Genomic DNA, 25,709 nt, shown 5'->3' on the forward strand with positions numbered 1-25,709 from the left:
CAGTTATCGCCGCGATTAATGTTGTTCTGGGGTAATTTGGCCGTAGCCTAGGCTTCCAGCCTGGGTTGTGTCGTGGTCCCAGACTGGAAGCCTAGGCTACGTTTTTTGCGGCGAAGCCGCCTTGAGGAATGAAGCAAGCTACACCGCTGGATTTTCGGCTGCTGGCTGTGCTTTTGCACGACGGATGAACTTCATCGCAAATCGTACGATCAGCGGGAAGACACCGAGTAACACAAAGGCAATCACAATTTGCGTGAGCTGACTTGGAGTAAAGACAGCACCGATGCCTTTGTCAGCGAGCGTTTGCAGATCGGGAACGCTGGATCCTGCGTAAACATAAACAGTGGTACCAGCAAGCATGCCCAGTTGGCTAACCCACCAGAACGTTCGAGTACGGATCGGTGTTAGACCCATTACGGCGTTGATCACGAAGAACGGCACTGCCGGAATCAGCCGCATTGTGAACAGAAAGAACGGGCCTTCTTTCTCCAACGATTGATTGAAGCTTTGCAGACGATCGCCAAACCGCTTTTGAATCGCGTCGCAAAACAAGAATCGACTTAGCAAGAACGCCATTGTCGCCCCGGCGGTCGATGCAAAACTGACTAACACAACACCTCGAAGCAACCCGAAATACCATCCGTAAACAAGTGTCAGCACGGCGGCACCGGGCAACGAAAGCCCAGTCACAACGACATAAACGAGGAACGCTGCGCCGTAAACTAAAACCGGGTGGTCGGCTTGGAACGCCCGCAGCTCAGACTCCTGCTTTGCAAGAGTTTCAAGACTCAGCAGATCACCGAATTGCGTGTACGCAACCAGAATAATGGCGGCGACAACTAGAAAGACGCCAGCCTTCTTCGCCATCCCGGACTTGCTGTTCTCGCGTGGTTGTTCAATCTCAGTGGTCATTGGTTTTCCGTATTTATAGATGTTTACCGCCCAGAACGCTCCGCCGCACTCGTTTCGAAGCGGGCGTTGCGTAAGGGTGACGTTGAAAGTCCAGACTCCTTACAGCAAGATGCTGCTTCTACGAGTAGAATTCTCGGGGAATATCGCGCAGCCTGGAGTTGCTATTGCGAATGCGACTTCCTCCGCTAGCAAGACCGTTGGCTGTTCGTTTGCCCAAGCAACCGGACTTGATGCCACGCCAGAACGCTCAGATTGGATAAGCCTGCAGGCGGATTGGATCAGTTTGTGGTCATTCAAAGGCTCGCGGTTCGTCTCTGTGCTTGATCCCCATTTCCTCGGTGGCATGGTCGCTACGACTGTCTCTCAAGAGTAAGAACGCATGACCAATCTAAGACGCCTGTATTTGAAATCCCTACCACAGGTGCAATCGGCGAGTCGCTGACGGCTGACGTAGCGTCGGTAGCTTATGTTCTTTGGTCATTCTATGGATACGTACTCGGAATTCTCTGATTCCGTAAAATCTGCATCGACCAAAAAACTCTTCATATTACGACTTGTCCGTTAGGGTGAATTCATGAATCGTCAGTCTTTCTCGATCGCGGTCGCGACTTCAGTTCTGCTCGGCGTCATCGCGGCAACCCCTCCAATTGCCGACGCGCAAGAACGGGACGCTACGCCCGTTCAGCCTTCGTTTACACAGGGTGAAGCTCAGTCGGGCATTACCATGCTTTACCAATGGAAGGGAAACAATCCACGTACGGCAAATGTTGGAACGATCAAGTCGGCAGATGGGGCTGAGTGGACGGTGCCTGCCAAGACGCATTTCCACGCGGCGACCAAAGCGGCGGACCTGTACAACGAAGCAAACGGGGTCGAGCCTGAGGGCATTGCCGACGTTGAGCTGGAAGCGATTCCGGTGATCGACGCCGGCGGCGACGAGGTATTCACGGCTTACGTTTTTGGCGACAACTATTTCGAGTTCTCCGTGAATGGCAAACTGTTGGCGGTCGATGCCGTTCCCATGACGCCGTTTAACAGTAGCGTGATTCGTTTCAGGACGCAGCGACCGTTCACCATTGGGATCATGGGCGTCGATTGGGAGGAACGTCTGGGACTGGGTTTTGAGAAATTCAAAGGTGCTCCGTTTCACCAAGGGGACGCCGGATTGGTAGCGGTTGTCAAAGACGCAGCAGACGAAACCGTTTCGGTGACCGATGCGAACTGGAAAGCACAAACGTTTTACACGGCACCCCTCAAGACGAAGGAATGTCTGGTTCGCAAGGGAACCATTCGGGACAGCTCGAAATGCAGTACCGAAGACACGGCAGACGGAACCAACTATTTCGCGGCTCACTGGCCGATTCCTGAAAACTGGGCCGCTTCTGACTTTGACGATAGTGGTTGGCCGAACGCAGTTACCTATACCAACGATTTTGTCGGAGTCGATAACAAACCGGCGTACACTAATTTCACAGACTTGTTTGACGCACCTGATTCGGATGCGCAATTCATTTGGTCATCGAATCTCGTGCATGACAATCTGGTTCTAATGCGAACCACTATTGGTAATCAGTAGCAACCTATTTCAGCTCAATTTTACGGACGAAACTGTGACAGCTAGCAAGACTGTCTCCGTTCAAACGACTCGGTCATCCCGATGACATCTCCGGAGTTATTGAGTACTTACTCGGTGACGAGGCGAGATGGATAACCGGTCAACACGTCCGGGTCGATGACGGGGATCATTACAACTGTAGATTTCTCGACTGCTTCGACATACTCGTCTCTTTGCTCAGAGTCAAAGATTGCCAACTCGCCGAATAGCTCTCCAGGTTCAACAAACGCCAAGGATCGGCGGATCCGCGCGTTGATGTTCTACAAGGTGATTGCTTGGCGGATCATGTTCGTGACATTCCTGGGACGCGAGTGTCCAGATCTTCCGTGCGACGTGGTGTTCAGCGAAGCGGAATGGAAGTCGGTGTGGAAGGTGGTCGAAAACGAAGATCCACCGAAGCAGGCTCCAACCTTGTCGAGGTTCATCCCCGTGCTAGCCACCCTGGGCGGCTACAATGACCGCCAAGGCGATGGTCCTCCAGGAGCCGAAGTGATCTGGCGCGGCACTCGCCGCATGCTAGACTTTGCAATGTGCTGGCGAGCCTTCGGACCTGACCAATGACTTGTGGGTGATCAACAGCTCGTGGCCTCGTCCACTACGAAAAGCGGCGTCGCCGCGTAGTCAGTGTTCTGCACCCAGAAGCCTGCGGCAAATCGTCGCTTTCACTGCTTTTTTTCGTGTTCGCCCTTGCCAAGTTGACCGCATGGTCAAAAACTGGACTGGAGAGTCACATTTGTTGCTGTCCCGTTCCCCTGTCGGTGGCTGGCAGGTTTGATCCAGTTCCAGTACGGAAGATTTTTGGGAGATTTACAGCAGTGGAGAAGAGGAGCCTTTCCGAACGACGCCGGGATGCCATGAAGCAAGGTATCTATGAGGCGGCGGTCCAAGTTCTGACCAATGAGGGGCTGGCGGCGACAACGATGGATCGCGTTGCCGAACAAGCGGGCGTTTCCAAAGGGAGCCTCTACAACTACTTCGAGAATAAAGAGGATTTGCTGGTTTTCGTTTACGAGAAAACGGTTGATCCCATGGATTCTCAGTTTGATACGATCTTGGCATCGGAGGTGGCGGCAGTCGACAAGCTTCGTCAGACACTCGGTTTTGTCTTTGCCTATCTGGAGACCAATCGCGGGCTGTTCGACTTCCTCTTTGCTGAGAACATTGGCGACAAGACGAGCGAGCCGCCGCGTTCGCGAGGCATTCCGCGTCTGGCAAAGATCATTCACCAAGGGATTACAGAAGGTGTCTTTCGCAGTTGCGATCCAACGATTCATGCAACGTTGCTGTTTGGAGCGATTTGTGAACTCTGTGAAGTTTACGTCGCACAAGACGAACCCTTGCCGGTGAAAGAACTCGTTAAGACGACTCTCAAGTTTTGCTTGGGTGGGTTGCAGAAGCCTGAGCGATAGCACCTGACACAAGTAACAATCTGCAGTGAATCTTGTTAAAGATCCGACGGCGCAAAGGAGGTTTAACAAGCTCCACTACATCGGTTAGCACGCGGTTTGATGTGATTCCGACACGATCAATACACAATACAAGCACGAAGCGCAAGCGAGTGTGTTCGTTCCATCGAAACACATACGGACGCACTCGCTTGCGCGTCATGCTTGTATTGGTTGCGGCGAAGCCGCCTTAAGGTAAGCAAAGGAGCATTAACAAGCTCCACTACGATAAAGAACACGACCCGCCAGCACTTCGTTGGCATTCGACGACATTGACAGACGTACAAAATGAAATTACAAAACACAAAACTTGGATGCTTCATTCAGCGACGATGGAAGCTCGTTTCCGCGATGACCGTGATCGGCATCGGCTCACTTGCCTTTCAATGGTTCGCTGGGGTGAGCGACGGGTACGCTGGATCGAGTCGATCGGCAAACGCGGAGGGGGTTGCCCTGACCGAAACACGGCAACCTCATGCCGTGGATGTGGTTGAGGTCGGATCGGAAACGTTCGCGGCCGTCACAACGTATCCTGGATCCATTCGGGCGGCTGCGTCGGTCGATCTTGCTTTTCGCGTTGGTGGTCCATTGGTTGAGGTCAATGTGAAGCCAGGCGATCACGTAAAACGCGGCGATGTGTTGATGAGGATTGACCCCAGAGACTTTGACAACGCAGTCGCTGCCGCCACCGCGACACTTCAGTCGGCTGAGGCCGAATTAGCCGCCATGCGGAAAGGTGCTCGTGAAGAAGATCTACTTGCTCTGCAAGCACGAATTGATGCAGCGGAGTCACGCGATCGTTATTTGCGAGCCGTCTTTGTGCGCAATCAAAGCTTGTTGAACCAGAACGCAGTTTCCCAGACAGAATTTGATGGCTCTCAAAGTGAGTTGCTTTCCACCGAGGCAGAGCTTCGTGCGTTGAAACAAGAGTTCCGGAAGGCAAAAGCCGGCGCTCGACAAGAAGACATCGCTGCCAAGGAAGCCAGCATTCGGATCATGGAAACGCAACTGAAGATCGCGCGAGACCAACAGCAAGACACGGTTCTGCGAGCCCCGTTTGATGGGATCATTACCCGCCAGTCGATCGAAAACCACGAACAAGTTGGCCCTTCGGAAGTCGTTTTAGCGATGCACAATGTTTCAACGCTAGAGATCGATGTGGCTTTGCCTGAAAAGGAAATTGTGCATCGTTCGATTGACAATCCGGTCGACGTCGAAGTGCGATTGGTCGCGATCCCCCAGCAGTCATGGTCAGCTCAATTCAAGGAAATCAATACCGAAGCGGATTCCGCGACCCGCACCTACTTGGTTACTTTTTCGATGCTCGCTCCCACGGATGTGAACATTTTTCCGGGCATGATTGCTGATGTAACACTTCCGTCGCTGGCGGGAGGCGCAACGAGCGACGCGGTCGTGACGGTCCCTGTGGCTGCTGTGCAGAGCCAGCACTCCGCGTCCCGATTCGTTTGGGTACTTGAGGGGAATACGGTTCACCGGCGCATGATTCGATTGGGCAAGCTGGTCGACGGAATCCGGCAAGCGGTTACCGAGGGATTATTGCCGGGTGAAAAGGTCGTTACCGGTGGTGCCTCGTTTTTGCACGATGGTGCAGAGGTGAGCGTACGAGAGCAGGAAAAAAGTCAATCTTCCACGGCGGTTGCGGTGGTTCAGTGAACTAAGGGACGTTTGGCAACAGGCGTCTTCTTGGCCAAAGGCCATTTTTAACGTAGCCCCTGGCTATGTTGAAAAAGGCCGTTGGCCACAGAACAGAAAACCAAGAATATCGCAACACAATTGCATGCCGTCGTCCGTCTAATCTCTATTTCAAATTTCCAAGCCTACACCACGCTGGGTCGATGTCCTTTGAGTGAATTGACCTGAAGTACTCGCAATGAACCCCGCAAAAATCGCACTCAAGAACCGAACGACTACGTTGGTGTTGACCTTGCTTGTCATTGGGATGGGGATTAACTCCTACCTTCATCTTGGCCGACTGGAGTTCCCCGACTTTGTGATCAAGACATCCGTCATCGTGACTCCTTACCCTGGGGCTTCCTCTGAGCAGGTTGAACAGGAAGTTACCGATGTATTGGAGGAGGCGGTACAGTCGCTTGGCGAATTGGACGAGATTCACTCGACATCACAGGATGGGCTTTCGATCATCCACGCCGATATGAAGGAAAAATACCAGGGCGAAAAAGAGTTGCAGCAAATCTGGGACAAGCTGCGGCGAAAAGTCAACGATGCTCAGGCAGAGTTACCGAGCGGCGCCGGCCCGTCGATTGTGAATGACGACTTCGGTGATGTCTATGGACTGTTTTACGCGATCACCGGTGAAGGCTACTCGTATGAAGATCTGAAGGAGTACGGTGAATCGCTGAAAAAGCAATTGCTGCGATGCGACGACGTGGCAAAGATCTCATTTTCGGGGACACAGCCTGAGGTGATCTACATCGAGGTAGCTCAGGCTCGGATTGCTAAACTTGGGATTTCGCCACAGGTGGTACTCCAACTACTGCAATCCCAGAACATCGTCCAACCATCGGGGAACGTTATGGTCGGCGAGAACTATGTTCGCATTGAACCGACGGGCGAGTTCAATTCCGAAGAACGCATCGGTGATTTGCTGATCGTCTCACCCGTGACCGGCGCGGGCATGCGGCTGAGGGACATTGCGGAAGTTCGCCGTGGATATTTGGATCCACCCGTGTCGATCATGCGATTCAACGGACGACCCGCGATCGGCATGGGGATCTCGACCGTTGCCGGTGGTAACGCCGTCGTGATGGGAAACTCGGTCAAAGCCCGATTGGATGAGCTTCAGTCGATGCGACCGGCGGGTGTCAATGTAGAGATTCTCTACGACCAAGGGGCCACCGTGAATGTTGCCGTCAACGATTTCATGATCAATCTGATTGAATCGGTGTTGATTGTGATTGCACTGCTGCTGATTTTCATGGGATGGCGCAGCGGGTTACTGATCGGAATCGTTCTCGTTCTGACTATTCTCGCCACGTTTATCTACATGTGGCTTGCCGAAATCACGTTACAGAAGATATCACTTGGGGCTTTGGTGTTGGCGCTGGGAATGCTCGTTGACAACGCCATCGTCGTAGTGGAAGGCGTATTGGTTCGACTCAAACGAGGCGTCGATCACGAGACGGCTGCGATTGAAACGGTGCAACAGACTCAGTGGCCGCTGCTGGGTGCTACGTTTATCGCCGCGTTAGCCTTTGCAGCGATTGGGCTTGCTCCAGGCAACGTCGGTGAGTTTTGTGTCTCGCTGTTTTGGGTGCTTGCCAGCTCGCTGATGATCAGTTGGCTAACCGCAGTTACGATCACCCCAATGCTCTGCGTTTGGATGCTGAAAGCGTCTTCCGATTCGAGTGCAGACGTTGACCCCTATGACATGCCGTTCTTTCGCCTTTATCGTCGCGTTCTCGATCGCATTATTCGCTATTGGCCGGCAACACTTGCCGTTATCTTGGGGGCTGTCATCGCAGCAGTGATCGCGTTTGGCTACGTCCCAAGTTTTTTCTTTCCCGAGTCGAACCAACCGTTGTTCACGGTCAAGCTGTTTCGTCCGCAGGGAACTCACATCACGCACACATCGGACTCGATTCGGAAGATTGAAGCTCACCTCAGCGAGGAGCCTTCGGTTGAACGAGTTTCCGCCTTCATTGGCCAAGGAACGTTGAGATTCATCTTGACGTACACACCGGAAGACATCAACGCAAGCTTTGGAAGTCTGATTGTGTCGGTCGACAAACTTGAAAACATGTACGATGTGCTGGAGCGTCTCAACGACTACTTGGATGCCGAGTTCGCGGACGCGGAGTATGTAGTGGAGCGATGGAAGGACGGGCCGCCGTATGACTATGCGATTGAGGCCCGCTTTCGAGGTCCGGACGCGGAAGTGTTGCGTGGTTTATCGGAACAGGCAAAAAGCATCATGCGAGAAGAAGGGGCTGGCGTCGTTCGAGACAATTGGCGGAACCGGACGACCGTGTTGCGACCCGATTTCTCGGAGGCAGCCGCACGTCAAACCGGTTTGACTCGAAACGATCTCGCCCAGGCGTTGCGACTGAACTTCGGAGGGCAAGTGGTTGGCGTTTATCGTGAGGGAAACGATCTGCTGCCGATGATTCTTCGATCCAATAGCGAGGAAAGCGATACCTATCAGGATGCGAGGCAGATTTACACGTGGAGCCTGCTTCACAATGAATCCGTGCCGCTCGATGTGGTCGTGTCGGACTGGTCTCGCGAATCCACTTGGCAAGACTCATTGATTCACCGCCGTCACCGCGAACGGGAAATCACGGCACAGTGCAACCCGCAAAGCGGACTGGCATCGGTGTTGCTGAAAAAGGTAATGCCGCGCATCGAGCAGATGGATTTGCCCGCAGGCTACGAACTGGAATGGGGCGGTGAATTCGAGGCATCTGCGAATGGAACGGAACCGCTGGCGGCAATGTTCCCTATTTGTCTAGGCGGGATGTTCGTCATTTTGATCGTCCTGTTTAACGATCTTCGCCAACCGATCATCATCTTCTTGTGTCTTCCCATGATTACCGTGGGCGTCACAACCGGGCTGTTGCTGACAGGGCTTCCGTTCGGGTTCATGTCGATTCTGGGATACCTTGGTTTGAGCGGGATGTTGATCAAGAATGCGATCGTGCTGATTGACGAAGTGGAAGCGAACAAGGCCAGCGGCACCACGCCCTACACGGCGGTGCTCGATGCGGGGGTGAGTCGATTGCGACCGGTGGTCATGGCGTCTGGGACGACGGTGCTTGGTATGTTGCCGTTGATTTGGGATCCGTTCTATAAGGGAATGGCAGTCACCGTTGCCTCGGGCTTAATCGGGTCGACGATTTTGACGCTGCTTGTCGTGCCGCTGTTTTACGTTTTGATGTTCCGAATCAAATCAGACGAAAACAAAGCGTGATCGATCCGTAACGGCGACGAACCTCGCTCGCAAGCACTTCCCGTTATTCACAAAGGATCGCAGATCGTCACAATGATCAGTCGGCTTTTTGACGAGTCTTGGTTTTTTCTGCGCAAGTTTGTAAATTCCGTCTATCGTCTGCGGCAGGATCAATGGTTCTTTATCGTCGTCAACGATTCAATCGTCTTGATCGACTTCATCAACCGCCGCTTGGGCGATGGACTGTCACTCAATGATGCCATCATCGACACCGGTCGCAGGCGATGTCGCCCCGTGCTGCTAACGTCGCTCACGACGATCGGCGGCATGCTCCCGATCTTACTGGAAACATCACGCCAAGCTCAAGTCTTGATCCCGATGGCGACCAGTCTTAGCTTCGGACTGATTTTCGGAACCGTACTCGTGCTAATCCTCGCACCAGTTGTTTTTTTATCATCGCCAAGTTGTCCGGCATGCCATCTTAGGCGATTCGTTTCACGGCAAGAATGTGATTGATCTCGCGGGCAGAGGTGGCAACTCTATTCGGCGATGAAGTTGGCTGTTCCACGCTTCTTGTTCGCAAAAAGCGACATCGTTCGCCTCGACTGAACGTAGCCTAGGCTTCCAGCCTGGGGGTGCTGTGGTTCCCAGGCTAGAAGCCTAGGCTACGTCATGGCGGTAGGAGCCTCCCTGACGTCATCAATACGACCGTAATAGAATCGACGTCCATCGCAGAAGATGGCATGCCTCGCGACTATCGCGGTTGCTTATTCTTTCGACTGTTCAGCTTCCAGTCGTATGGCAACCATGAGGGTGACGAAGCGACTCCGGATTCGATCGCCTGCTTCAGTGCCGGTGAATATCTTGCAGCGAAGGCGGATACGCTTCCAGTTGCTTGTTCAAAGTCGCCGCCGTACCAACTGTAGAGCTTTGTCAGTTGCAACTCTCCTGAATCTGGAGCAAACGCAAACCAGGTCTGATGCTCATGGACGTACTCGGTTTGGTCTTGAAGTTGATCGTTGACGCGAGTCGCGTCGTAGGCTTCGTTTCGCAGTGGCGGACAACCGATGGCGGCGCAAACCAACGCGAAATGCACACGAGGCTCGGCGAACTTGGGTCGGATTTGTTCGTGTTCAATTTGGTTCAAGCTCCACTGGTTGCCACCGATATTCCATCGCACTGCGTCCCAGCGATCCGCTTCGGAGATGCCTTGGATCGAGTCGATTGGCATGTGATCGAGGATCAGCTTCAACGTCGATGCGTTGTAGCCATTGATGAGTAAAGCCAGCTTTTCGTCTCGCCCCATTTCATCAAACGGTGCGGCGGCCACAGACTGGAGGTATCTGTCTAGTTTCAATTCCTCCCCTTTCAGCCCTTCGTAGTCAACCCAGCCATCGTCGTCGACATGCTTCTTGAGCAGCGAGTCAAATGACGAATGATCCATGGTTGGTCCAGCGGCGTTGGCGGAATACGCTTCGCGTAGATCGACTTGAGGTGGTCCGAACAACCCAATCAACGATCGCTCGATTGCTCCCAAATTGAGCCAAGCGAAGGTTCCCGCAGTGACCAGCAATAGAGAAACGCAGGTTAGAATCACTGTGCGCCGCTTGTTGGGGATTGAGCGTCCTGCGGGTTGGTTATTCGCGATTTCCATGATGGGCATACTGACTGGGGTTTCGTGCTGACTGGAAGCAACACTCGTCGCTCCCCTAGGTGCCAGAGGAGACGCCGAAGTGGTCAACTCCTTACAGAAGTTTGCATCGCTCCGACACTCGAAAGCGTCGAGACGGCGTAGGGAACGAGGTACGTCAGAGCAATCTTCAAGCCGTGCCACCAAGTCAGACGTCCCTGCATGATCACATCACCTTGATTGATGATGGCCAACAGGGTTCCAACGACCAAGCTATACACAACTCCGCGTCTGACGACGGACGGGTTGCAGGCGAGTTGAATCCAATTGCTCGTGTTAGAGCTTCTGGTTGACTGTTTGAGTGTTTCAATGGGAGAGTTCATGCGTGAGCTTTATGAATTGCGTGATCCTACGGAATGACGACGCAAGAGTCACGCTTTCCTTACAGAATCGTCGATCAGCAAATAAAAACCAGGCCATGTGAGATTCAACACAGACGCTTGGCAGATGCGAGGCGACGATAGAGACATGCAATCACGTAGCCTAGGCTTCCTGCCTGGGACCGCACTAAACCCAGGCTAGAAACCCAGGCTACGTTCACCTCCACAATGAATAGAGGAACGAGTCCATGGTCCGCCAAAATATTGAAGCTCATTCAAGTTGGGAGGAATGCACGCCAGGCACCATCGGCGATTTGCGGAATCGGCTTAACGCCGATCGTCGACGTAAGTCCATTGTTCGCATTGGCGCTCCAATCGTTGTGATGGCAGTGCTAGGCTTGGGCGTTTGGAACTTCGGTGGATCAGCCAATTCACCGGCTCACCGAGAACAGCTTCGAGAGTTCAACTTCGGTGGCGTGACGTGCAGCGCAGTCCAAGCGTCCATGCAGCAGTTTGCGATGGGACAATTGACACCAGACCAACAACAGGCATTTACTTCTCACCTTCAGCAGTGTCCGGTTTGGATGACCTGGTGGTTCTGTTGATCGATGGTGTTGGTTGCAAACGTTGTTGTCTGAGCAATTGCGATTGATTGACTCTTTCCGCCGTGAAAAGCGAAAGCGATTTGACAAGACCAAAGCTCGTCAATAGAGATGCCCGTCGATTCCTCACAAATCTTGCAATTGATCCTTGCGACTCAAATCGTCCAACAGCAACGCACAACTTCGTGAGCCTGCATACGGTTCGGCAAAAGAATTCCGCCCGCGAATGTGATTGACCTCACAGACGCAAAGCTGCATTCATGCGACGATGAAGAGATGTGCAATGGAACACAACCGGTCCACTTGACCGAAGCTGAAAAAACAATCGACGTTGACGGCTATATCCGAGACTCGGTTTGGGTTGTCATTCCAGCACTCAACGAAGAAAAGTCGATCGGCCTCGTCTTGCGTGACTTGCCCTGCGTCGCCGGAGTCATCGTGGTCGACAATGGTTGTACGGACGACACCGCTTTCGTTGCAGAGCAGGCAGGTGGGATCGTTGTCCCAGAGTCGCAACGCGGGTACGGAGCTGCATGCCTACGTGGGTTGGCGAAGCTTCGTGAGCTGATCAATGCGGGGCAAGCGGCTCCCAAAGTTGTTGCATTCGTCGACGCCGACTACAGCGATCACTCTGATCTACTACCGCTCTTGGTCGGCCCGCTTGCAAGCGGCACCGCAGATTTCGTTCTCGGTTCACGCTTGCTTGGCGAGCGGGAGCCGGGAGCAATGCCTCCTCAAAGTGTTTTTGGAAACAAGCTCGCGTGCTTTCTGATGCGTGGGTTTTTCGGCGTTCGCTACACCGACTTGGGGCCTTTTCGAGCGATCAACTACAGTCGACTTTGCGAACTGCAAATGCAAGACGAGAACTTTGGATGGACGATCGAGATGCAGATCAAAGCGGCAAGGATTGGGCTGCGTTTCCTTGAAATTCCCGTCCCTTATCGAACAAGAGTTGGCACCAGCAAGATCAGCGGCACCGTCAGTGGCACGATCAAGGCAGGGTACAAGATTCTCTATACGATCGCGAAGTACGGGCTGATGCGCCGACGTAGCCTAGGCTTCCAGCCTGGGAATACAGTACCCAAGCTGGAACCCTAGGCTACGAGTTCAGACTTGGCGCTTTCCGGTGTACTGACATCGCTAGTTGTTCCGCTTGAACCAAGACAATCCGTTGCCGGCCAACATCGACCATCCCCTCGGATTTCAATTGCCCGAGCAGTATCGTGACCGTTTCGCGAGTACTTCCCATCAAGTTAGCGATTTCCTGATGAGCCAATTTGATCCGCAGATGTATCCCTTCGGAATCGCAAACGCCAAACTGCTCCGCTAGGTCGAGCAACAGGTGAACCAAGCGGTCTCGATTGGAGAGAAAAAGCAGATTCTTCAATCGTCGCTCAACACGATGGCGACGCAGCCCGATCATTTTTGTAAGTGCAATGGAAACATCATGGTTCGCAGCCAACAATGCTTGCACCTCGCTGGCGGGGATCATCACAACCGTTGATTTTTCGACCGCTTCGACATACTCGTCTCTTTGCTCAGAGTCAAAGATTGCCAACTCGCCGAATAGCTCTCCAGGTTCAACAAACGCCAAGATCGACTGCTTGCCGTCGTTCGTCAGATTGCAAACCTTCACTAGGCCACTCGCCAGCAAGAACACACTTTCGGCGGACTGACTCGGCAGGTACACCGGACTGTGTGCGGGAAAGGATCGCGAACGACTGCGTGATTCCAGGCGTTCCAACTGTTCCGGTTGCAATTTTCTGAATAGCTCGTTGTTCTTCAAATGCCAGACTTGTTGAGGCACACCATTCCCCTCTCCACCACGGAAGAGTCGCGCAGCCGGCATACATCATGCCCGTTTGCTCGCGAATCTGCCCGGTAGACGGGCCAGTGTGCTATTCCTTACAAGAAGAATCGCTACTTTGGCTAACGTGATTCCATGAACTTGCGGATTCGCTGTTTTGCCTCGGCGGAGAGATTGACGCTTTGGTCATTCTCAGCGTGCGTCACACGTTCACTTTCATCCATGATTCGCTCGTGCAGAACAACTTGGTCACGGCGAAACGCAGAGCAGAGCTGGCACATGCTCAGGTGCATCCAGACTGACATCCGCTTGCGCAATGGCAACGGGTGGTCGAGTGATTCGGAGACCAGCTTGGTGATTTCTTTGCAGGAAAGCATAACGGCAGAGCCAGATTACTCGTTTTCTTGAAGCCAACGCAATTTAATGCAATTGGCGAGACGAAGACGTGCGCGATGCAACAGCACCCACAGATTAGACGCACTGATCTCCAGTTCCTTACAAATTCCTGCCGTTTCAAGATTCTCCATTTCTCGTAGCATAAACGCACCCGATTGCCGCTTCGGCAGCGTCCCCAAGCACGTTTGGAAAATCGGCCAGAATTCGTTCCTATCTACCGAATCAAGCGGTTCCAGCAACGTCTCGCGAACGTTCTTTTTCCAGCTTCCGCTGCGATCAAAAAACGAGTCCAGTGGATCGCGGGTGTCTAAGTCGTCTGATTGCGACGAGCGATTTCGCTGCCGAACGAAGTCGATGATCTTGCGTTTCAGAATCCCCATCAGCCAGCCCTGTTGAGAGCCAGCTCCAGAAAACTGATCCTGATGCTCCAGGCCAGCTAAAAACGTTTGCTGCACCACTTCTTCCGATGCCTCCGGATCGCGCAGCCGCGATAATGCATAGCGATAGAGGGAATCGCCATACTCGTCGACCCACACCGAAGCATCGGCGGATGGGCTGGGATCGGATCTTACAGATTGCTTCATCAGTTCCAAATGCGCAGAGAGATCTACAATCCGCCAAATATAGCAGGAATAATCACACCTGCATTGTAAGGCAACTCACATATGCGGCTCATTGGACGAACATAGGGGGCTGCGTTTCCGTCCAATCAAATTTTGCTTGCCGTTATCGCCTGCGCGTGCCTGCACGTTTCAATCCCTTGGCGACAAAGTCGAACGCGTCGGCTGGCTTGTAGTCTTCGAGAACGTCGAAAAAGCACGCTAGCACTCGCTTGGTCTCAGCGACGTTGATTTTCACACCGTCCGTATCTGCTTTCCGGGCGACTCTTCATTGTAGATGTCGCTGAGCGTTGACGCTTTCTTTTTGGCAGGCGTTTTCTTGACGGCTGCTTTGGTTGCTTTCTTCTTGGCCACTTCGTGTCTCCATGTTGAAATGAAACGTTTTGTTACGAAGTGCTAGTTGTACATTCCCTCCGACAAATCGTATTCGGTCTCAATCAGTCGATCGACCATTGCCGCTTCGTCGGGACAATTTGCCGAGAACCGCAACTCCGGTTTGCCATCGTCGAGGACGTGGATCAGCGGACGGTCTTCGCGGTAGTGGTCGTGGATGCTACGAACGAGTGCGGCACAGCACTGCGGACGATGGATCGTCTTGATGCAGAAGGTGGCTTGATCATGCACGGACGATTTGACCTCCTGGATAACGCAATGATCGGAACCCGTGTTTGCGAAGTCCCATCGCACGGAACTTCGATCTTCCACGCAGGTCGCGGTAGCCAGTGCCGGCGACGTGTGCATGGACGACCGAACAATCCGTGGCGACCGCGATTTGCAGCTTTTCTAGGTGGCTCGCTCGGTAGAAAAACTCCCAATGCTCGTAGGTTTTTAGGGCTTCGTCCCAACGGAGCTTCGTGATCGTTTCCTTGCGAGCCAGAAACGCGTTGCTGACCATGTCGCACCAGGCGACGGTGCCGACGCGTTTCTTCTCACCGCGATGCATCCAGATGCGTTTGCCCTTCATCAATGGTGATAACATCATAGGTCGACCGCCGCCTCCTTGGCGCACTGCCAAGATGTCGAGTTCATGCTCTGCGAAGTACTCGCAAACGCGGTCGATATGAAAGTCCGCCGTGATTACGTGATCGTCGTCGAGCAGAAAGATGCACTCGGTCTGCGCCGCGTCGATCGCTGTGTTACGCCCGACTCCAACGCCCACATCGTGCCGGTCGAGATTAATGACCGTGCAGTGCTTAGCGGTTTCGGGATACTTCTCGCTGAAACGAAGCTCGGGCCGACCGTCATCGACGACGACGATGGTGGGCTCGGCGATGTGTTCGCGCAGCGACTGGACCAACCGGTGGCAGGACCACGGACGGTGTATCGTCTTTATGCAGAATGTGATGTCAGACGTTCGGATTGTCAAAGAGCTTCTCTCCTTTTTTGAACGACATGATTTCTTACCAGCGACTCATTGCCTGATCGGTCATTGAATGGAGACGCCGAGATTGATTTGACGACGCTGCGATTGCTACTGTTGTGATTCAGCGGAGTTAAGAAGAGGTTCGCTTTTCTAGAGCATTTTGATTTTTGACGTGGCGGGGGCTTCCAGCCCCAGTTGAGAAGAACGCTGCGGCTGGAAGCCACAGCCACTAAATAAGCAGCCTACGGCTTTTTGCAAAATGCTCTAATTCAAGTGTTCAGCGGGGTTCTTCCGCATGAGGTTGGCGACTGTCGTAATGTTCGAACGACTGGCATAGAGGCGTCGGGCTCCTGCCAAAATACGAACAACAGTCCACGCCTCCAGGCCCTTTCGGAATCCAGGGCTAGAGTCTTGGTGGAGCGGTGACTCGGTCGCGGAGTACCGCAACTCTGGAAAGATGATCACGTCCGGCTTCCGTTTTTTTACATAGTCGACAAAGGACTGCTGATCCGTCTGTGCGACCAGCGGGCCGTTGGCAGCATCAAGGATTGCGTCATATCGCTCAAAGGGGACCGGACGTCGCTCTTTCTTTTTGTCCGTGCCGCGAAAATAGATGCAGTCATACTCAACACCCTGTCCGATTCGGTAGTTGATTCGTTGAGTAGCAAAGTAATCGACCGCCCCTCGCGGCTGCACGAGTGACTGAAAGGTGGACCTCGCTTCATCGTAGGTCAGGCATGGTACCTTCTGCCTTTTTCCAAAATCAACGGTTAGTTCAGGGCACTCGACTGCTTCTGCAACGGGATGTTGCTGGTGAAATAACGTGTCCCAGACGTTCTCACCCTCGTAGGTGCGGTACAGTTGCATCGACTTTCGGTGGCGATAGTCCACCACAGGAATCAAATCTGCCTCAAGAATCGCAGCAACGGTATCAATCGTCGTGAGAAGATAGGATCCGAATCCCGCGTTCGGCCAGCGGCGGACTACTCGGACAAAGGAACTCATTGGTATGCTCGCAGTTTGAACTAAGTTGTTCTAGAAGGCAGATCTCGAATCCTGGTTTTTGCCGTCGAAGTGTTCGAGGTTACGTTGCTCACCCAAACTTTCGAAGATCAGGATTGACGTGTTCGATCGCCGACTGAATTTCATCCGGCGTCGGCTCAATGCCAAGAAACTCAATCAAGTTGCGAATCACTTCCTCGGGATACGTCACCAACTCGGCAAACTCGATTCGAAACACTGGCACTTCGGGGTGCTCGGCGATGAAGTTGTCTCGGTGGTCGTGTAGACTGCGCTGCAGAACCTCACAGTCCTCGTCGTTGGCCGCGAACCATTGGCCACGATGTTTTTCGCTACGGTTCTGCAGCGAACGAATCGACGCTTCGATGTCTCGCTCGACGGAAATGATCCGCAGCGAATCGCCCAGACCGGCGTGAAGGTGATTCACGAACCGACACAGATGCGGATACTTTCCACCAGCGACCGTATGGTCTCGACGGGCTTCGCCTTTTCGCTGGCTGATCCACGTCTTTAGTCTCGACGTGATGACGTCGTCCGAAACCGACGGATCGGCAGCGGGGAATCGCATCACGTCTTCACAGACTCTCGCCAATCCTTTGGCTTCGCCGCCGCTCGCTTCGTAGCCACCGAGCTCGTTGCCCATGTGGACTCCAAGATGATTCATGATCATCGCGATGCATGAGGACCCAGATCGGTGCGGGCCGAGGACAGCGAAAAACGGGGCGTCCGAATGGTCAGCGTTCTTGGCGTCATTAAAGAAGCGGGTTTCCTCCCAGACACGGCCACAGATATTCGATCGACTGGGGAGCTGACCGACGAGCCATTGGTCAGGGGTGTAGACCGCAATCTTTTCTTTATCTGTTGGTTTTCCAGTGTACGCACGCTGGACTAATCGACCAAGGTGATGGTCGATGTGGTGTTGCGTTTTCCAATCGCTCCAGTGCAAGTGACGGTACAGTGCCTTCATATTCTCTCGCCCTTTGACCATAAAGGCATCGGTGTGGCCGACAATGCTGCCGCGATCATGGTCTTTCAGAATTGGTCGACTCTTCCGAGCCACACGCATACCGGTCAGATCAACAACGACTGGATGGGGCCAGCCGCCGAGTCGCATCGCGCCACCGGTGTAAGCGGTCATGGAGAACTTGCGAAGCGCAGGTTTCCCCTCGCTGGCCGACTCGGCTGCTTGCAGGGTGATTGTTGCGGCATCGTCACAAACAATACGGAGACTGCTAGGAGTCCCGTCCTCGCTTGCTTCAAGTCGCTTGTTGGACGGTTTGTTCTTGGTCGTCGTGGTCATCCTTGTCCTCGTGAACGTCGGTGTCAACAAAATTTGAATCGAGCGAAAGTCCAAGCTGGTGCATCAGCTCCAGTTCCTTGGCACGTTGTTTGAGTTCCGTCTCCCAATCACGCCCCTGCCGCGCAAATTCGATGGCCAGAGTAGTCGTATGATTCGAGAGACGGATCTTTTGGGCGTTGGCTTCTTTGGCGGGATCCACATGCTCGTGACCATCCCAAAACCATTGGTGCTCGAAAGTTGAGTCGAGCGTGCGAAGCGAGTTGGGCAGATAGCTGTTATTCGCGACCTCGTATCGCGAACGATTGCGAAGTGTGCGGCGTACATCGGGGCTATTCGCCGCGGCGGCCGACAGACCGTCAGCACGCGACCAGTGTTTCATATTGTCGAGCGTCGTATTTGCAGCGTCGTACTTCGCACGAAGCCGCGAAAAGAAGGGCTGCCGGGTCGAGCGTCCCGACGCGGATGAGGAGCGGGAAGCTCCGCCGCGCCATGCGTGCTCGATAATCCCTGACAAACGTTTCAACATCCGTGTTGGTTTCCTATTGCCGTCCCCGGCAGCCCTGTGCTCATCGCGAACCAAAGAGAAAGATCAGCCAGCCGACGGCGGCACGATCTTGTTAAAACGCAGACCGCGATTCGGTTTGCGAACCGCGTCCTTACCAGCGAGATGCTTGTCCGCAGCAATCTGCTCAGTCAGCTTGTGCTGCTCAACAGAACCCGCATCACCCGAAGCCTTCGCAGGCCCCGCAGCGTTCTCACGGATTTCATCTTCGAGGCTATCCGGCATGCAAATTCTCACCTAAGAAACGATTGCTCTCCCTTTCTTAGCTATGCGATCTATCGCGACTGTGTCCCAAGAAAAATTCTTATGCGATCAATTGTGTCGGCGTTGTTGCATATCCTTGAAGCTGACACGCTTTGTCTTGGGAGTCCACTCAATGTCAGCTCCAAACGGCAAGGCACCCTGCATCGAGGCAAACAAGCCAATCGATTTCTTCGACGTTCCCGAAATTAGGCCAAATTTGATATGGCCGGCGGGGTGCCGATCCGGCCTCATTCCGCAATTCCCCTTTCCCAAGAGTGCCAAAACCCATCGGCACTCTGTAAAAATTGCGGAGTTTCACCGAACTCATTCGAGAGTAGGGTGTCTAGGGTCGTGGTGGTTCCATTCAAAACTATTTAGGAATCACGCCGTCTGCCAATGGAAATGAATTGAAATGATCACTTCTCGATTCGTCTAGAAATCTAGATCCCCCAGCAACGTCGCCGGCTCATGTCGAGTCGGTTGATCTCTTTTTTGCGCTCAAAACTGCGTCTACGGGACCGGTACGTAGACACACTGGGAGAAGTGATATGAAGTTTGAATCGAAACCTATCAAGGAACACGAAGAAGTTCCACTTGCAGATAACGGCGAGCTTGAGACTCTTGTCGAGCACTTTAAGAACCGCTCCGCTCGTCGTGAGAATAGCCATTCGTCTCGGAGTGGATGTTACGTCGTATGCGTTGGCGACTGGTCAGAGGACTACGGTCGTGACGCGCAGCTGGCAGAAATCGTCGGTCTCGTAGGAGCACAGGGAGATCGGGTTGTTGGTTCAGAAACCATCAAACAGAGGCGGCCCGATCCAGCGACTGTTCTCCGCAGTGGCAAGGCAAAGGCAGCGGCTGAGAGGGCGGTTCGCCTTGGTGCGAACATGCTAATTGTCGATGCCGAATTGAAACCATCCCAGATACGGAACTTGGAAGATCTCACTGGGATGCCAGTCTGTGACCGGGAAGGCGTGATCCTGAACGTCTTCTTGCGTCACGCCAAGACGCAAACGGCTCGTATTCAGGTCGAGATTGCCCACTTGAGCTATCTGAAACCGCTGATCTGTGGCCTTGGGCTTGAGATGGATCAACAGGCGGGAGGAATCATGGCTGGTCGTGGCCCTGGGGAGACCGCTTCGGAGCTGTTGGCACGGAGACTCGACAAGAGGCTCGCGGAGTTAAAAAAGTCTCTCCGCCGCGTTCAGATCGCAGGCGAGGCGCAAAGAAAGAGACGCGGCCAGTGTAAACGTATCGCATTGGTTGGCTATACAAACGCGGGGAAGACGACGTTAATGAACCATTTGGCATCGACGGAGTTGGTGGCTCAAGATATGCCCTTTGTAACTCTGGACACCACCGTTCGCTGTCTGACACGCCATGGTGGGGACGTTCTGCTTAGTGACACGGTTGGTTTCATCCGTCGCCTTCCAAATCGGTTGCTCGCCAGCTTTGCAACGACGCTTGCCGAGTTGCGGGAAGCGACGTTGATTGTTCCTGTGGTTGACGCATCGGATCCCGAATGGGAGATGCATTTGGAAACAACCCACAAGATGCTGGTGACTTTGGGTGCCGACGAGATTCCAAGATACTACGTGTTCAGCAAAGCGGATCGCCTTGCGACGCTGCCGAGCAAGGAAGCTTTGGAGATCGTCTCCTCTGGGCATGACTATCAGTTCATTAGCAATCAGGACAAAGAGGCGATCGGCGAATTGAAGGAGACCCTCATCGGTCGTGCACGTGCAGACTTGAGACGAACCAAGTTGTATGTCCCCTACGATGCTTCAAAAGCAATGGAGATCGTTTATCGAAGTTGTCGCGTCGTGGAAACGGAAACGAAACCGAACGGTTTGCTTTTCAGCTTGGAAGCAGAGTCCTATGTCATTGACCAAATCCAAAGACAGAGGCCAATCCAAAGACGGAGTACAGAGCAATGATACGATCCCCAGCAACGCTTGTGAAGGCTGAGAATCTTGATGTCTACACACCTCGTGGGCGGCAACTGTTTCAAGGTCTGAATGTAGAGTTTTCGCATGATCAAGTAGCGATGATCGGCCGCAATGGTGTTGGCAAAACAACACTCTTAAAAATCCTGGCAGGCGAAATCGTCCGTTCCGAAATTGTGCTGCACACGGTTCCCTATCTCGTACCCCAAGATCTTGGGGCCACGTCTGAAACGATTCATCTTGCACGCAAGATGTTGAGCGGCGGTGAACTGGCGGATGCCGGATTATCTCCCGACGTGTTGTTACAGGATGCCTGCAGCCCAGGGGAGCAGCGCAAGTTGCACCTGCTGGCTGCTAGGAAGGCGAGGCCCGAGCTTTTGATCTTGGATGAACCGACTAGCGACTTGGACGAACATGGAATTGACTGGCTTCGAGGTTGGCTCTCCGAGTGGTCTCAGGGTCTTTTACTTGTCTCGCACAACCGCTTGTTGCTCCGTCAATTCCAACACTTCTTTTTGATTGCCGAGTCTGGGTGTCGACATCTATCGGGTGGGTTCAAGGTGGTCGAGAATTGCTTGGAGACCGAAGGGCTCCGTAAACAGCGGCAATACGTTAGCGATCTCAATGCTCTGATCAGGAAGGAGGAAAAGAATGAACGTGTTAACAACCGGCACGATCGAAAGAAAAATCGTGGACGGCTAAATGAGCTAGGTCGCTGTCCATCAAAAGCGAAACTCAACGAGAAGAGGTCCTATGCCCAGGTGAAGCAAGGCAGGCGAAAGAAACTGTGGAGAAAACGCATCTCCACCTCTCGAGAATGGGCCAAGGCCACTCGCCGTGCACTGGACGTTCAGCTTGACCTAAGGTTACTTGCGCCGCAGCAACCGATGGGTACACCAACTGAGATCGTCGAAGCAGATCGCGTGTTGGCCGTCATCGATGGTCGCGAGATCTTCTCACACGTATCGATGTGCGTTCGGCGAACTGACCGTATGGTTGTCTCAGGGCGAAACGGAGCCGGTAAGACGACTCTGTTGACGATGCTCTCTGGCCAACGACAAGCTGACCAAGGTCGCGTTTCAGGCGACTTCTCGCGAATCGGGATGATCGAACAAGGGGCAACCAATTGGAAGTCAGATGGCGGGCTGATAGCGAATCTACAGGCGGTCTGTGATGCTAGACTTGACGACGTTGCGGAGATTTTGGTGGGCCACCGATTTCCGCTTGGTTTGGCGCAGCGCCCTCTCAAGAGTCTCAGCCCAGGCGAAAGAGTACGGGCCGCACTGATCTGTCTGTATCATCGCTCCCCCGCAATCGAGTTACTGGTGCTTGATGAGCCGACGGTTGGTTTGGATTTTGTGGGCCTGGCTGCACTTCGAGATGCATTAAAGGGTTGGCCCGGAGCGATGGTGGTCGTGAGCCACGATCGCGACTTCGTTGATTCGATCGGCGTTCGTTGCGAAATCAGGCTGGACTAGGTGAACCAACTCGCATGTGAACCAGAAAATGTCATCTCGCCCCAATTCTCCAACACCACTGCCTTTCTCAGGTCAAGAAGATAAACTAGGAATCTGAAACGCGTCACGAGCCAAAACCGAGGAACTCAACTGAAATGAAAGTCATCGTAGATTTATGTGTCGTCCCAATGGGCGTTGGCGTTTCGGTGAGCAAGTACGTTGCTGAATGCCAGAAGGTATTGCAGGAAGCAGGACTAGAGCACCAGCTACACGCATACGGCACGAATGTCGAAGGAGACTGGGATGACGTTTTTGCCGCGATCAAGCGTTGCCATGAACGTGTTCATGAGATGGGTGCTCCGCGAATTACTACCAGCATCAAAGTCGGAACTCGCACAGACCGCGAGCAGTCGATGAAGGATAAGACTGAAAGCGTATACGGGATTGTGCCTACCGAAAACACTTTGGGCTGAACGTTAAGAGGACTTGAAACGGAGAAGTAACGATGGCAAAGAAGAAAACGGCTCGGCCCGAAACGACACAGCCAGAATGGAAGACAAAGTGGCCGCGGAACGGAGACCTCGCAAGCTCTCCGCGTCAATCTTAATGCCGGCTCGCATGGCCATTCTTCGCGAATGCTCGCAGAGCCTTGTGGAACAAATTGGCTGTCATGCCATTGGAGACGTGAATGCTGGTGACACCGAGCGTGGAAACCTCGTTGATGTTTCGCATCTCGTCATCGAAGAAAATCATGTCTTCATGCCTGAGACTACTTGATGCTTTCAACGCCGAGAAATGCTTCAGTTTTGATGATGGATAAATCTCGGCAAACGCAAAACGGTGATTGATCCCAAGCAATTCCACCAGCTCACGCGCCCACGCTGGCTGCTCCGTTCGCGATGCGATCGCCATTTTTATGCACTGCTTGTCGCAATGGTCCAGGATACTGGTAACGTCATCGTACAATCGCACCTGGCGACTCGCCCGATCAAAGACTCGTTTGTTCTGCCGGCGAAATGGCGGCGACAGGCAATCGCACCAAGTGCCATCGCAATCCCAGAGAGTGAAGTCGAGGTCAAAAACGATGAGTTCAGGTTTTCTCAAAGGTGAGTCTCCAGCAATACGATGCAGCCTATTTGTCAAGAATCTCAACGATGTTTTCGAGGGGACGGCCGATCGCCGCGCGTCCACCGTGAACGACAATCGGACGCTCGATGAGAGTTGGATTGGCGGCGAAAATCTCAATCCATTGAAAATCCGATAACTCCTGATCGCCAAGCTTCAGCTCTTTAAACAGCTTCTCTCCTTTCCGTACCAACTGCACTGGCTTGATCCCCAGCATCTTCACAATCTTTGCAATCTCTTTTTTGCTTGGTGGCGTTTCCGAGTATTTCACCACATCAAAATCAATACCACGAGATTCTAGAAATTCTACAGCAGCACGGGATTTTGAGCATCTTGGATTGTGAAAAACTGTTGTCATGATTTCTCGCCTGCATCGTAAAGTCGTTATCGCATTTCGCTGCACCAGCAACACACTGTCGCGGGGAATGTAGGAGATTGTAACCATAATGATTTTCAGTTCGAGGGCATTCAAGCCCATTGGCCACGTGAATCGAGAAAGTGGGATCAAGGTTGCCTGAAGCTCACTCACTCGCTCGCGCCGGTTCGCTGCTTAATCTTCGGTTCCAATACAAAATGCACCTGGCATCGAGGCTGCGTCGGCACAGCCAAAGGATGAAGGAATCTTTGCGAACCTTTCTGGGGTTTCGAATGTCAAGTAGCATGGGGAGTAGAAATAGTGTGATAGGAAGAACAATGGATGATCAGCAGCTCAGTAAACTCGGTTGGAAGTCATGTTTTTCTGGACAACTGACTGAGCTAGAAGAGCGTACCGCTTTTCCTGTTCGCGTGGGATCGCATTTTGGCAGCCGAGTCCTTTGCCTCACGGGTAAGGATGAGATCACGTTATCGATTGAGCAATTGGAAGATTGTGGTGAATTGGCGGTTGGCGACTGGTTGCTCCTGGACAATGAGACACGGCGGGGGGCGAGGAGGCTTCCGCGCGAGTCGCTGATTTCAAGAAAGGCTGCAGGCGTGAAATCGCAGACGCAGTTGATTGCCGCCAACGTCGACACGCTGTTCATCGTCTGTTCCTGTAATCACGACTTTAACCTGTCCCGACTCGAACGGTATTTGGCACTTGCATCCGAGTCGCGTGTTATCCCAATCGTTGTACTCACCAAAGCCGACCTGTGCGAAGATCGTGATGCGTTTCGTCAGCAAGTGTTGCAATTGCAAAGTGGCTTGATCGTGGAAACCGTTGACGCGAGAGTCCGCGACGACATGGAACCGCTGTCCTATTGGTGTCGCAGCGGCCAAACCGTAGCATTGGTAGGATCGTCGGGAGCAGGCAAATCGACACTGGCGATGTCGCTGGGGGCGGCACCTATTTCTACGCAAGGCATTCGAGAGGACGACTCGAAAGGCCGACACACAACGACGGTCCGTTCGATTCATTGTATCAGCGCCGGGGGCGTTCTGATTGACACGCCGGGCATGCGTGAACTCCAGTTGGTTGACTGTGAAGAAGGAGTCGCTGAGGTCTTCGATGAGATTGTTGCTTTAGCACAAGGATGCCAGTTCCGCGACTGCAGTCACCAAAGCGAACCAGGCTGTGCTATCGCCGAAGCGATCCTGCGAGGCGAACTTGATGCGCGCCGACTCAGGAACTACCAGAAACTTCAAGCGGAACAAGCGAGAAATACTCAGACGCTTCATGAGCGTCGAAAGCAAGACAAGAAACTCGGCCATTTCTACAGGGCCACACTTTTAGCTAATCAAAAACGAAAGTATTAAATCGTTTGATTTGGCAACAACCTTGAGCGAGTGACCTCCGTCCACCACCGCAACGCGCCGATAAGAAAAGGTATGCGAGCTCATTATTGGGGATTTGAATTCGATTTCGGCACTCTAACCGACGACGATCTCCATCGCCGAAACGACGGCGCTACGCTATTTACTCACATTTCGCAGCCCTAAAACAAGGTTTGACGACCAATCACGATTTAGCAGGCAAATTACGGCATTAATTGAGTTCACACTATTGATTGCAATTGCCGACATGTACGGGTGACGAAATGATCTCATTTGAAAACACCGAAAAACACTGTGTTTTGCAAGGGCAAACGCAATCTGAAATTTGGGGTGCGGAATGTGAGTATTTAGTTGGAATTTGACTAGTAAAAACCTCTATGATATGAATCAATCGTGCGCGGCGTCATAGGGAAATTCGTTTGATCAATTCAGTGGGTGCATGACCGGGTTTGTGGGGAAGATTGGCCTGGGCTCAAATTGACATGGGATTTACAATAGGAGACGTGCAGCCCGGAAGGCTGGGAGTTTTAGAGAACACATTTTAGGTAAATTGCCATGGAATCGGCCTCCAACAGTCCCTCGGCGGACGAAATTGCTAGCCTCGTTG

General features: G+C 53.0%; 27 protein-coding genes and 1 pseudogene. 13 read left to right on the top strand and 15 right to left on the bottom strand.

What is annotated here, in order from left to right; translation table 11 throughout:
- Positions 1-138 precede the first annotated feature (138 nt).
- Positions 139-912, bottom strand: a complete 774-nt coding sequence (locus Q31b_RS16895; RefSeq protein ID WP_197171701.1) for a TVP38/TMEM64 family protein — start codon at positions 910-912, stop codon at positions 139-141.
- Between the two features lie 109 nt (positions 913-1,021).
- Here Q31b_RS16895 and Q31b_RS29075 point away from each other — a divergent pair, with 109 nt between their 5' ends.
- On the top strand, positions 1,022-1,285 hold the full coding sequence (locus tag Q31b_RS29075) for a hypothetical protein (protein ID WP_231617636.1): 264 nt from the start codon (positions 1,022-1,024) through the stop codon (positions 1,283-1,285).
- 201 nt (positions 1,286-1,486) lie between these two features.
- Positions 1,487-2,488, top strand: coding sequence for a hypothetical protein (locus tag Q31b_RS16900; RefSeq protein WP_146600822.1), 1,002 nt, complete (start codon positions 1,487-1,489; stop codon positions 2,486-2,488).
- 107 nt (positions 2,489-2,595) lie between these two features.
- On the opposite strand, the gene Q31b_RS29670 is transcribed toward Q31b_RS16900, so the two are convergent.
- Entirely contained in the window at positions 2,596-2,760 is a 165-nt protein-coding gene (locus Q31b_RS29670) for a cyclic nucleotide-binding domain-containing protein (RefSeq protein WP_390622331.1), read from the bottom strand.
- A gap of 22 nt (positions 2,761-2,782) precedes the next feature.
- On the opposite strand from Q31b_RS29670, the gene Q31b_RS16915 reads away from it, so the two are divergent.
- From Q31b_RS16915 to Q31b_RS16935, 5 genes and pseudogenes are all read left to right on the top strand, one after another.
- Positions 2,783-3,088, top strand: a complete 306-nt coding sequence (locus Q31b_RS16915; protein ID WP_231617666.1) for an IS4 family transposase — start codon at positions 2,783-2,785, stop codon at positions 3,086-3,088.
- A 293-nt stretch (positions 3,089-3,381) separates the two neighbouring features.
- Entirely contained in the window at positions 3,382-3,936 is a 555-nt protein-coding gene (locus Q31b_RS16920; protein WP_146600824.1) for a TetR/AcrR family transcriptional regulator, read from the top strand.
- A gap of 324 nt (positions 3,937-4,260) precedes the next feature.
- Positions 4,261-5,646 carry an efflux RND transporter periplasmic adaptor subunit gene (locus Q31b_RS16925; RefSeq protein ID WP_146600825.1) on the top strand — a complete coding sequence of 462 codons (1,386 nt, stop codon included), beginning with the start codon at positions 4,261-4,263 and terminating at the stop codon, positions 5,644-5,646.
- A 217-nt stretch (positions 5,647-5,863) separates the two neighbouring features.
- Positions 5,864-8,920, top strand: a complete 3,057-nt coding sequence (locus tag Q31b_RS16930) for an efflux RND transporter permease subunit (protein ID WP_146600826.1) — start codon at positions 5,864-5,866, stop codon at positions 8,918-8,920.
- A gap of 162 nt (positions 8,921-9,082) precedes the next feature.
- Positions 9,083-9,384, top strand: a pseudogene (locus Q31b_RS16935) (efflux RND transporter permease subunit); the annotation flags it as partial.
- 269 nt (positions 9,385-9,653) lie between these two features.
- Here Q31b_RS16935 and Q31b_RS16940 read toward each other — a convergent pair.
- Complete coding sequence (locus Q31b_RS16940; RefSeq protein ID WP_231617637.1) at positions 9,654-10,553, bottom strand: DUF547 domain-containing protein; 900 nt, start codon at positions 10,551-10,553, stop codon at positions 9,654-9,656.
- Positions 10,554-10,636: 83 nt separating this feature from the next.
- Positions 10,637-10,912: a nitrate/nitrite transporter NrtS gene (gene nrtS, locus Q31b_RS16945; RefSeq protein WP_146600829.1), complete on the bottom strand. Its 276-nt coding sequence runs from the start codon at positions 10,910-10,912 to the stop codon at positions 10,637-10,639.
- Between the two features lie 245 nt (positions 10,913-11,157).
- Between nrtS and Q31b_RS16950 the strand changes: the two genes are divergently transcribed.
- On the top strand, positions 11,158-11,514 hold the full coding sequence (locus tag Q31b_RS16950) for a zf-HC2 domain-containing protein (RefSeq protein ID WP_146600830.1): 357 nt from the start codon (positions 11,158-11,160) through the stop codon (positions 11,512-11,514).
- Positions 11,515-11,739: 225 nt separating this feature from the next.
- The gene (locus Q31b_RS16955) at positions 11,740-12,609 is read left to right on the top strand and encodes a glycosyltransferase family 2 protein (protein ID WP_231617638.1); all 870 of its coding nucleotides are present in this window, start codon (positions 11,740-11,742) and stop codon (positions 12,607-12,609) included.
- A 1-nt stretch (position 12,610) separates the two neighbouring features.
- On the opposite strand, the gene Q31b_RS16960 is transcribed toward Q31b_RS16955, so the two are convergent.
- The 9 genes from Q31b_RS16960 to Q31b_RS17005 form a co-directional block, all read right to left on the bottom strand.
- Entirely contained in the window at positions 12,611-13,318 is a 708-nt protein-coding gene (locus Q31b_RS16960; RefSeq protein WP_146600831.1) for a Crp/Fnr family transcriptional regulator, read from the bottom strand.
- 122 nt (positions 13,319-13,440) lie between these two features.
- The gene (locus Q31b_RS16965) at positions 13,441-13,695 is read right to left on the bottom strand and encodes an anti-sigma factor family protein (RefSeq protein ID WP_146600832.1); all 255 of its coding nucleotides are present in this window, start codon (positions 13,693-13,695) and stop codon (positions 13,441-13,443) included.
- Positions 13,696-13,710: 15 nt separating this feature from the next.
- On the bottom strand, positions 13,711-14,298 hold the full coding sequence (locus tag Q31b_RS16970; RefSeq protein ID WP_146600833.1) for a sigma-70 family RNA polymerase sigma factor: 588 nt from the start codon (positions 14,296-14,298) through the stop codon (positions 13,711-13,713).
- 432 nt (positions 14,299-14,730) lie between these two features.
- Complete coding sequence (locus Q31b_RS16980) at positions 14,731-14,958, bottom strand: hypothetical protein (RefSeq protein WP_231617639.1); 228 nt, start codon at positions 14,956-14,958, stop codon at positions 14,731-14,733.
- Entirely contained in the window at positions 14,951-15,700 is a 750-nt protein-coding gene (locus Q31b_RS16985; protein WP_146600834.1) for a glycosyltransferase family 2 protein, read from the bottom strand. The genes Q31b_RS16980 and Q31b_RS16985 overlap by 8 nt, the downstream gene beginning before the upstream one ends.
- A gap of 261 nt (positions 15,701-15,961) precedes the next feature.
- Positions 15,962-16,702: a hypothetical protein gene (locus tag Q31b_RS16990; protein ID WP_146600835.1), complete on the bottom strand. Its 741-nt coding sequence runs from the start codon at positions 16,700-16,702 to the stop codon at positions 15,962-15,964.
- Between the two features lie 88 nt (positions 16,703-16,790).
- Positions 16,791-18,017 (bottom strand): sulfotransferase, encoded by a 1,227-nt coding sequence (locus Q31b_RS16995; RefSeq protein ID WP_231617640.1) that lies wholly within the window; start codon positions 18,015-18,017, stop codon positions 16,791-16,793.
- On the bottom strand, positions 17,974-18,543 hold the full coding sequence (locus tag Q31b_RS17000; RefSeq protein WP_146600836.1) for a hypothetical protein: 570 nt from the start codon (positions 18,541-18,543) through the stop codon (positions 17,974-17,976). The genes Q31b_RS16995 and Q31b_RS17000 overlap by 44 nt, the downstream gene beginning before the upstream one ends.
- 63 nt (positions 18,544-18,606) lie before the next feature.
- Positions 18,607-18,804, bottom strand: a complete 198-nt coding sequence (locus Q31b_RS17005) for a hypothetical protein (protein ID WP_146600837.1) — start codon at positions 18,802-18,804, stop codon at positions 18,607-18,609.
- A gap of 566 nt (positions 18,805-19,370) precedes the next feature.
- On the opposite strand from Q31b_RS17005, the gene hflX reads away from it, so the two are divergent.
- The 3 genes from hflX (at position 19,371) to Q31b_RS17020 (ending at position 22,698) form a co-directional block, all read left to right on the top strand.
- On the top strand, positions 19,371-20,759 hold the full coding sequence (hflX, locus tag Q31b_RS17010) for a GTPase HflX (RefSeq protein WP_146600838.1): 1,389 nt from the start codon (positions 19,371-19,373) through the stop codon (positions 20,757-20,759).
- Complete coding sequence (locus tag Q31b_RS17015; RefSeq protein WP_146600839.1) at positions 20,756-22,246, top strand: ATP-binding cassette domain-containing protein; 1,491 nt, start codon at positions 20,756-20,758, stop codon at positions 22,244-22,246. The genes hflX and Q31b_RS17015 overlap by 4 nt, the downstream gene beginning before the upstream one ends.
- A gap of 134 nt (positions 22,247-22,380) precedes the next feature.
- Complete coding sequence (locus tag Q31b_RS17020) at positions 22,381-22,698, top strand: MTH1187 family thiamine-binding protein (protein WP_146600840.1); 318 nt, start codon at positions 22,381-22,383, stop codon at positions 22,696-22,698.
- A 130-nt stretch (positions 22,699-22,828) separates the two neighbouring features.
- Here the strand turns inward: Q31b_RS17020 and Q31b_RS17025 are convergent, their stop codons facing one another.
- Together Q31b_RS17025 and arsC are read right to left on the bottom strand one after the other, a co-directional pair.
- Positions 22,829-23,329: a magnesium-dependent phosphatase-1 gene (locus Q31b_RS17025; protein ID WP_146600841.1), complete on the bottom strand. Its 501-nt coding sequence runs from the start codon at positions 23,327-23,329 to the stop codon at positions 22,829-22,831.
- Positions 23,330-23,357: 28 nt separating this feature from the next.
- The gene (gene arsC / locus Q31b_RS17030; protein WP_315860396.1) at positions 23,358-23,879 is read right to left on the bottom strand and encodes an arsenate reductase (glutaredoxin); all 522 of its coding nucleotides are present in this window, start codon (positions 23,877-23,879) and stop codon (positions 23,358-23,360) included.
- A gap of 149 nt (positions 23,880-24,028) precedes the next feature.
- On the opposite strand from arsC, the gene rsgA reads away from it, so the two are divergent.
- The gene (gene rsgA, locus Q31b_RS17035; protein WP_231617641.1) at positions 24,029-25,084 is read left to right on the top strand and encodes a ribosome small subunit-dependent GTPase A; all 1,056 of its coding nucleotides are present in this window, start codon (positions 24,029-24,031) and stop codon (positions 25,082-25,084) included.
- The last annotated feature ends 625 nt before the right edge of the window (positions 25,085-25,709 follow it).

This window comes from Novipirellula aureliae (assembly GCF_007860185.1).
Taxonomy (GTDB): Bacteria; Planctomycetota; Planctomycetia; order Pirellulales; family Pirellulaceae; genus Novipirellula_A; species Novipirellula_A aureliae.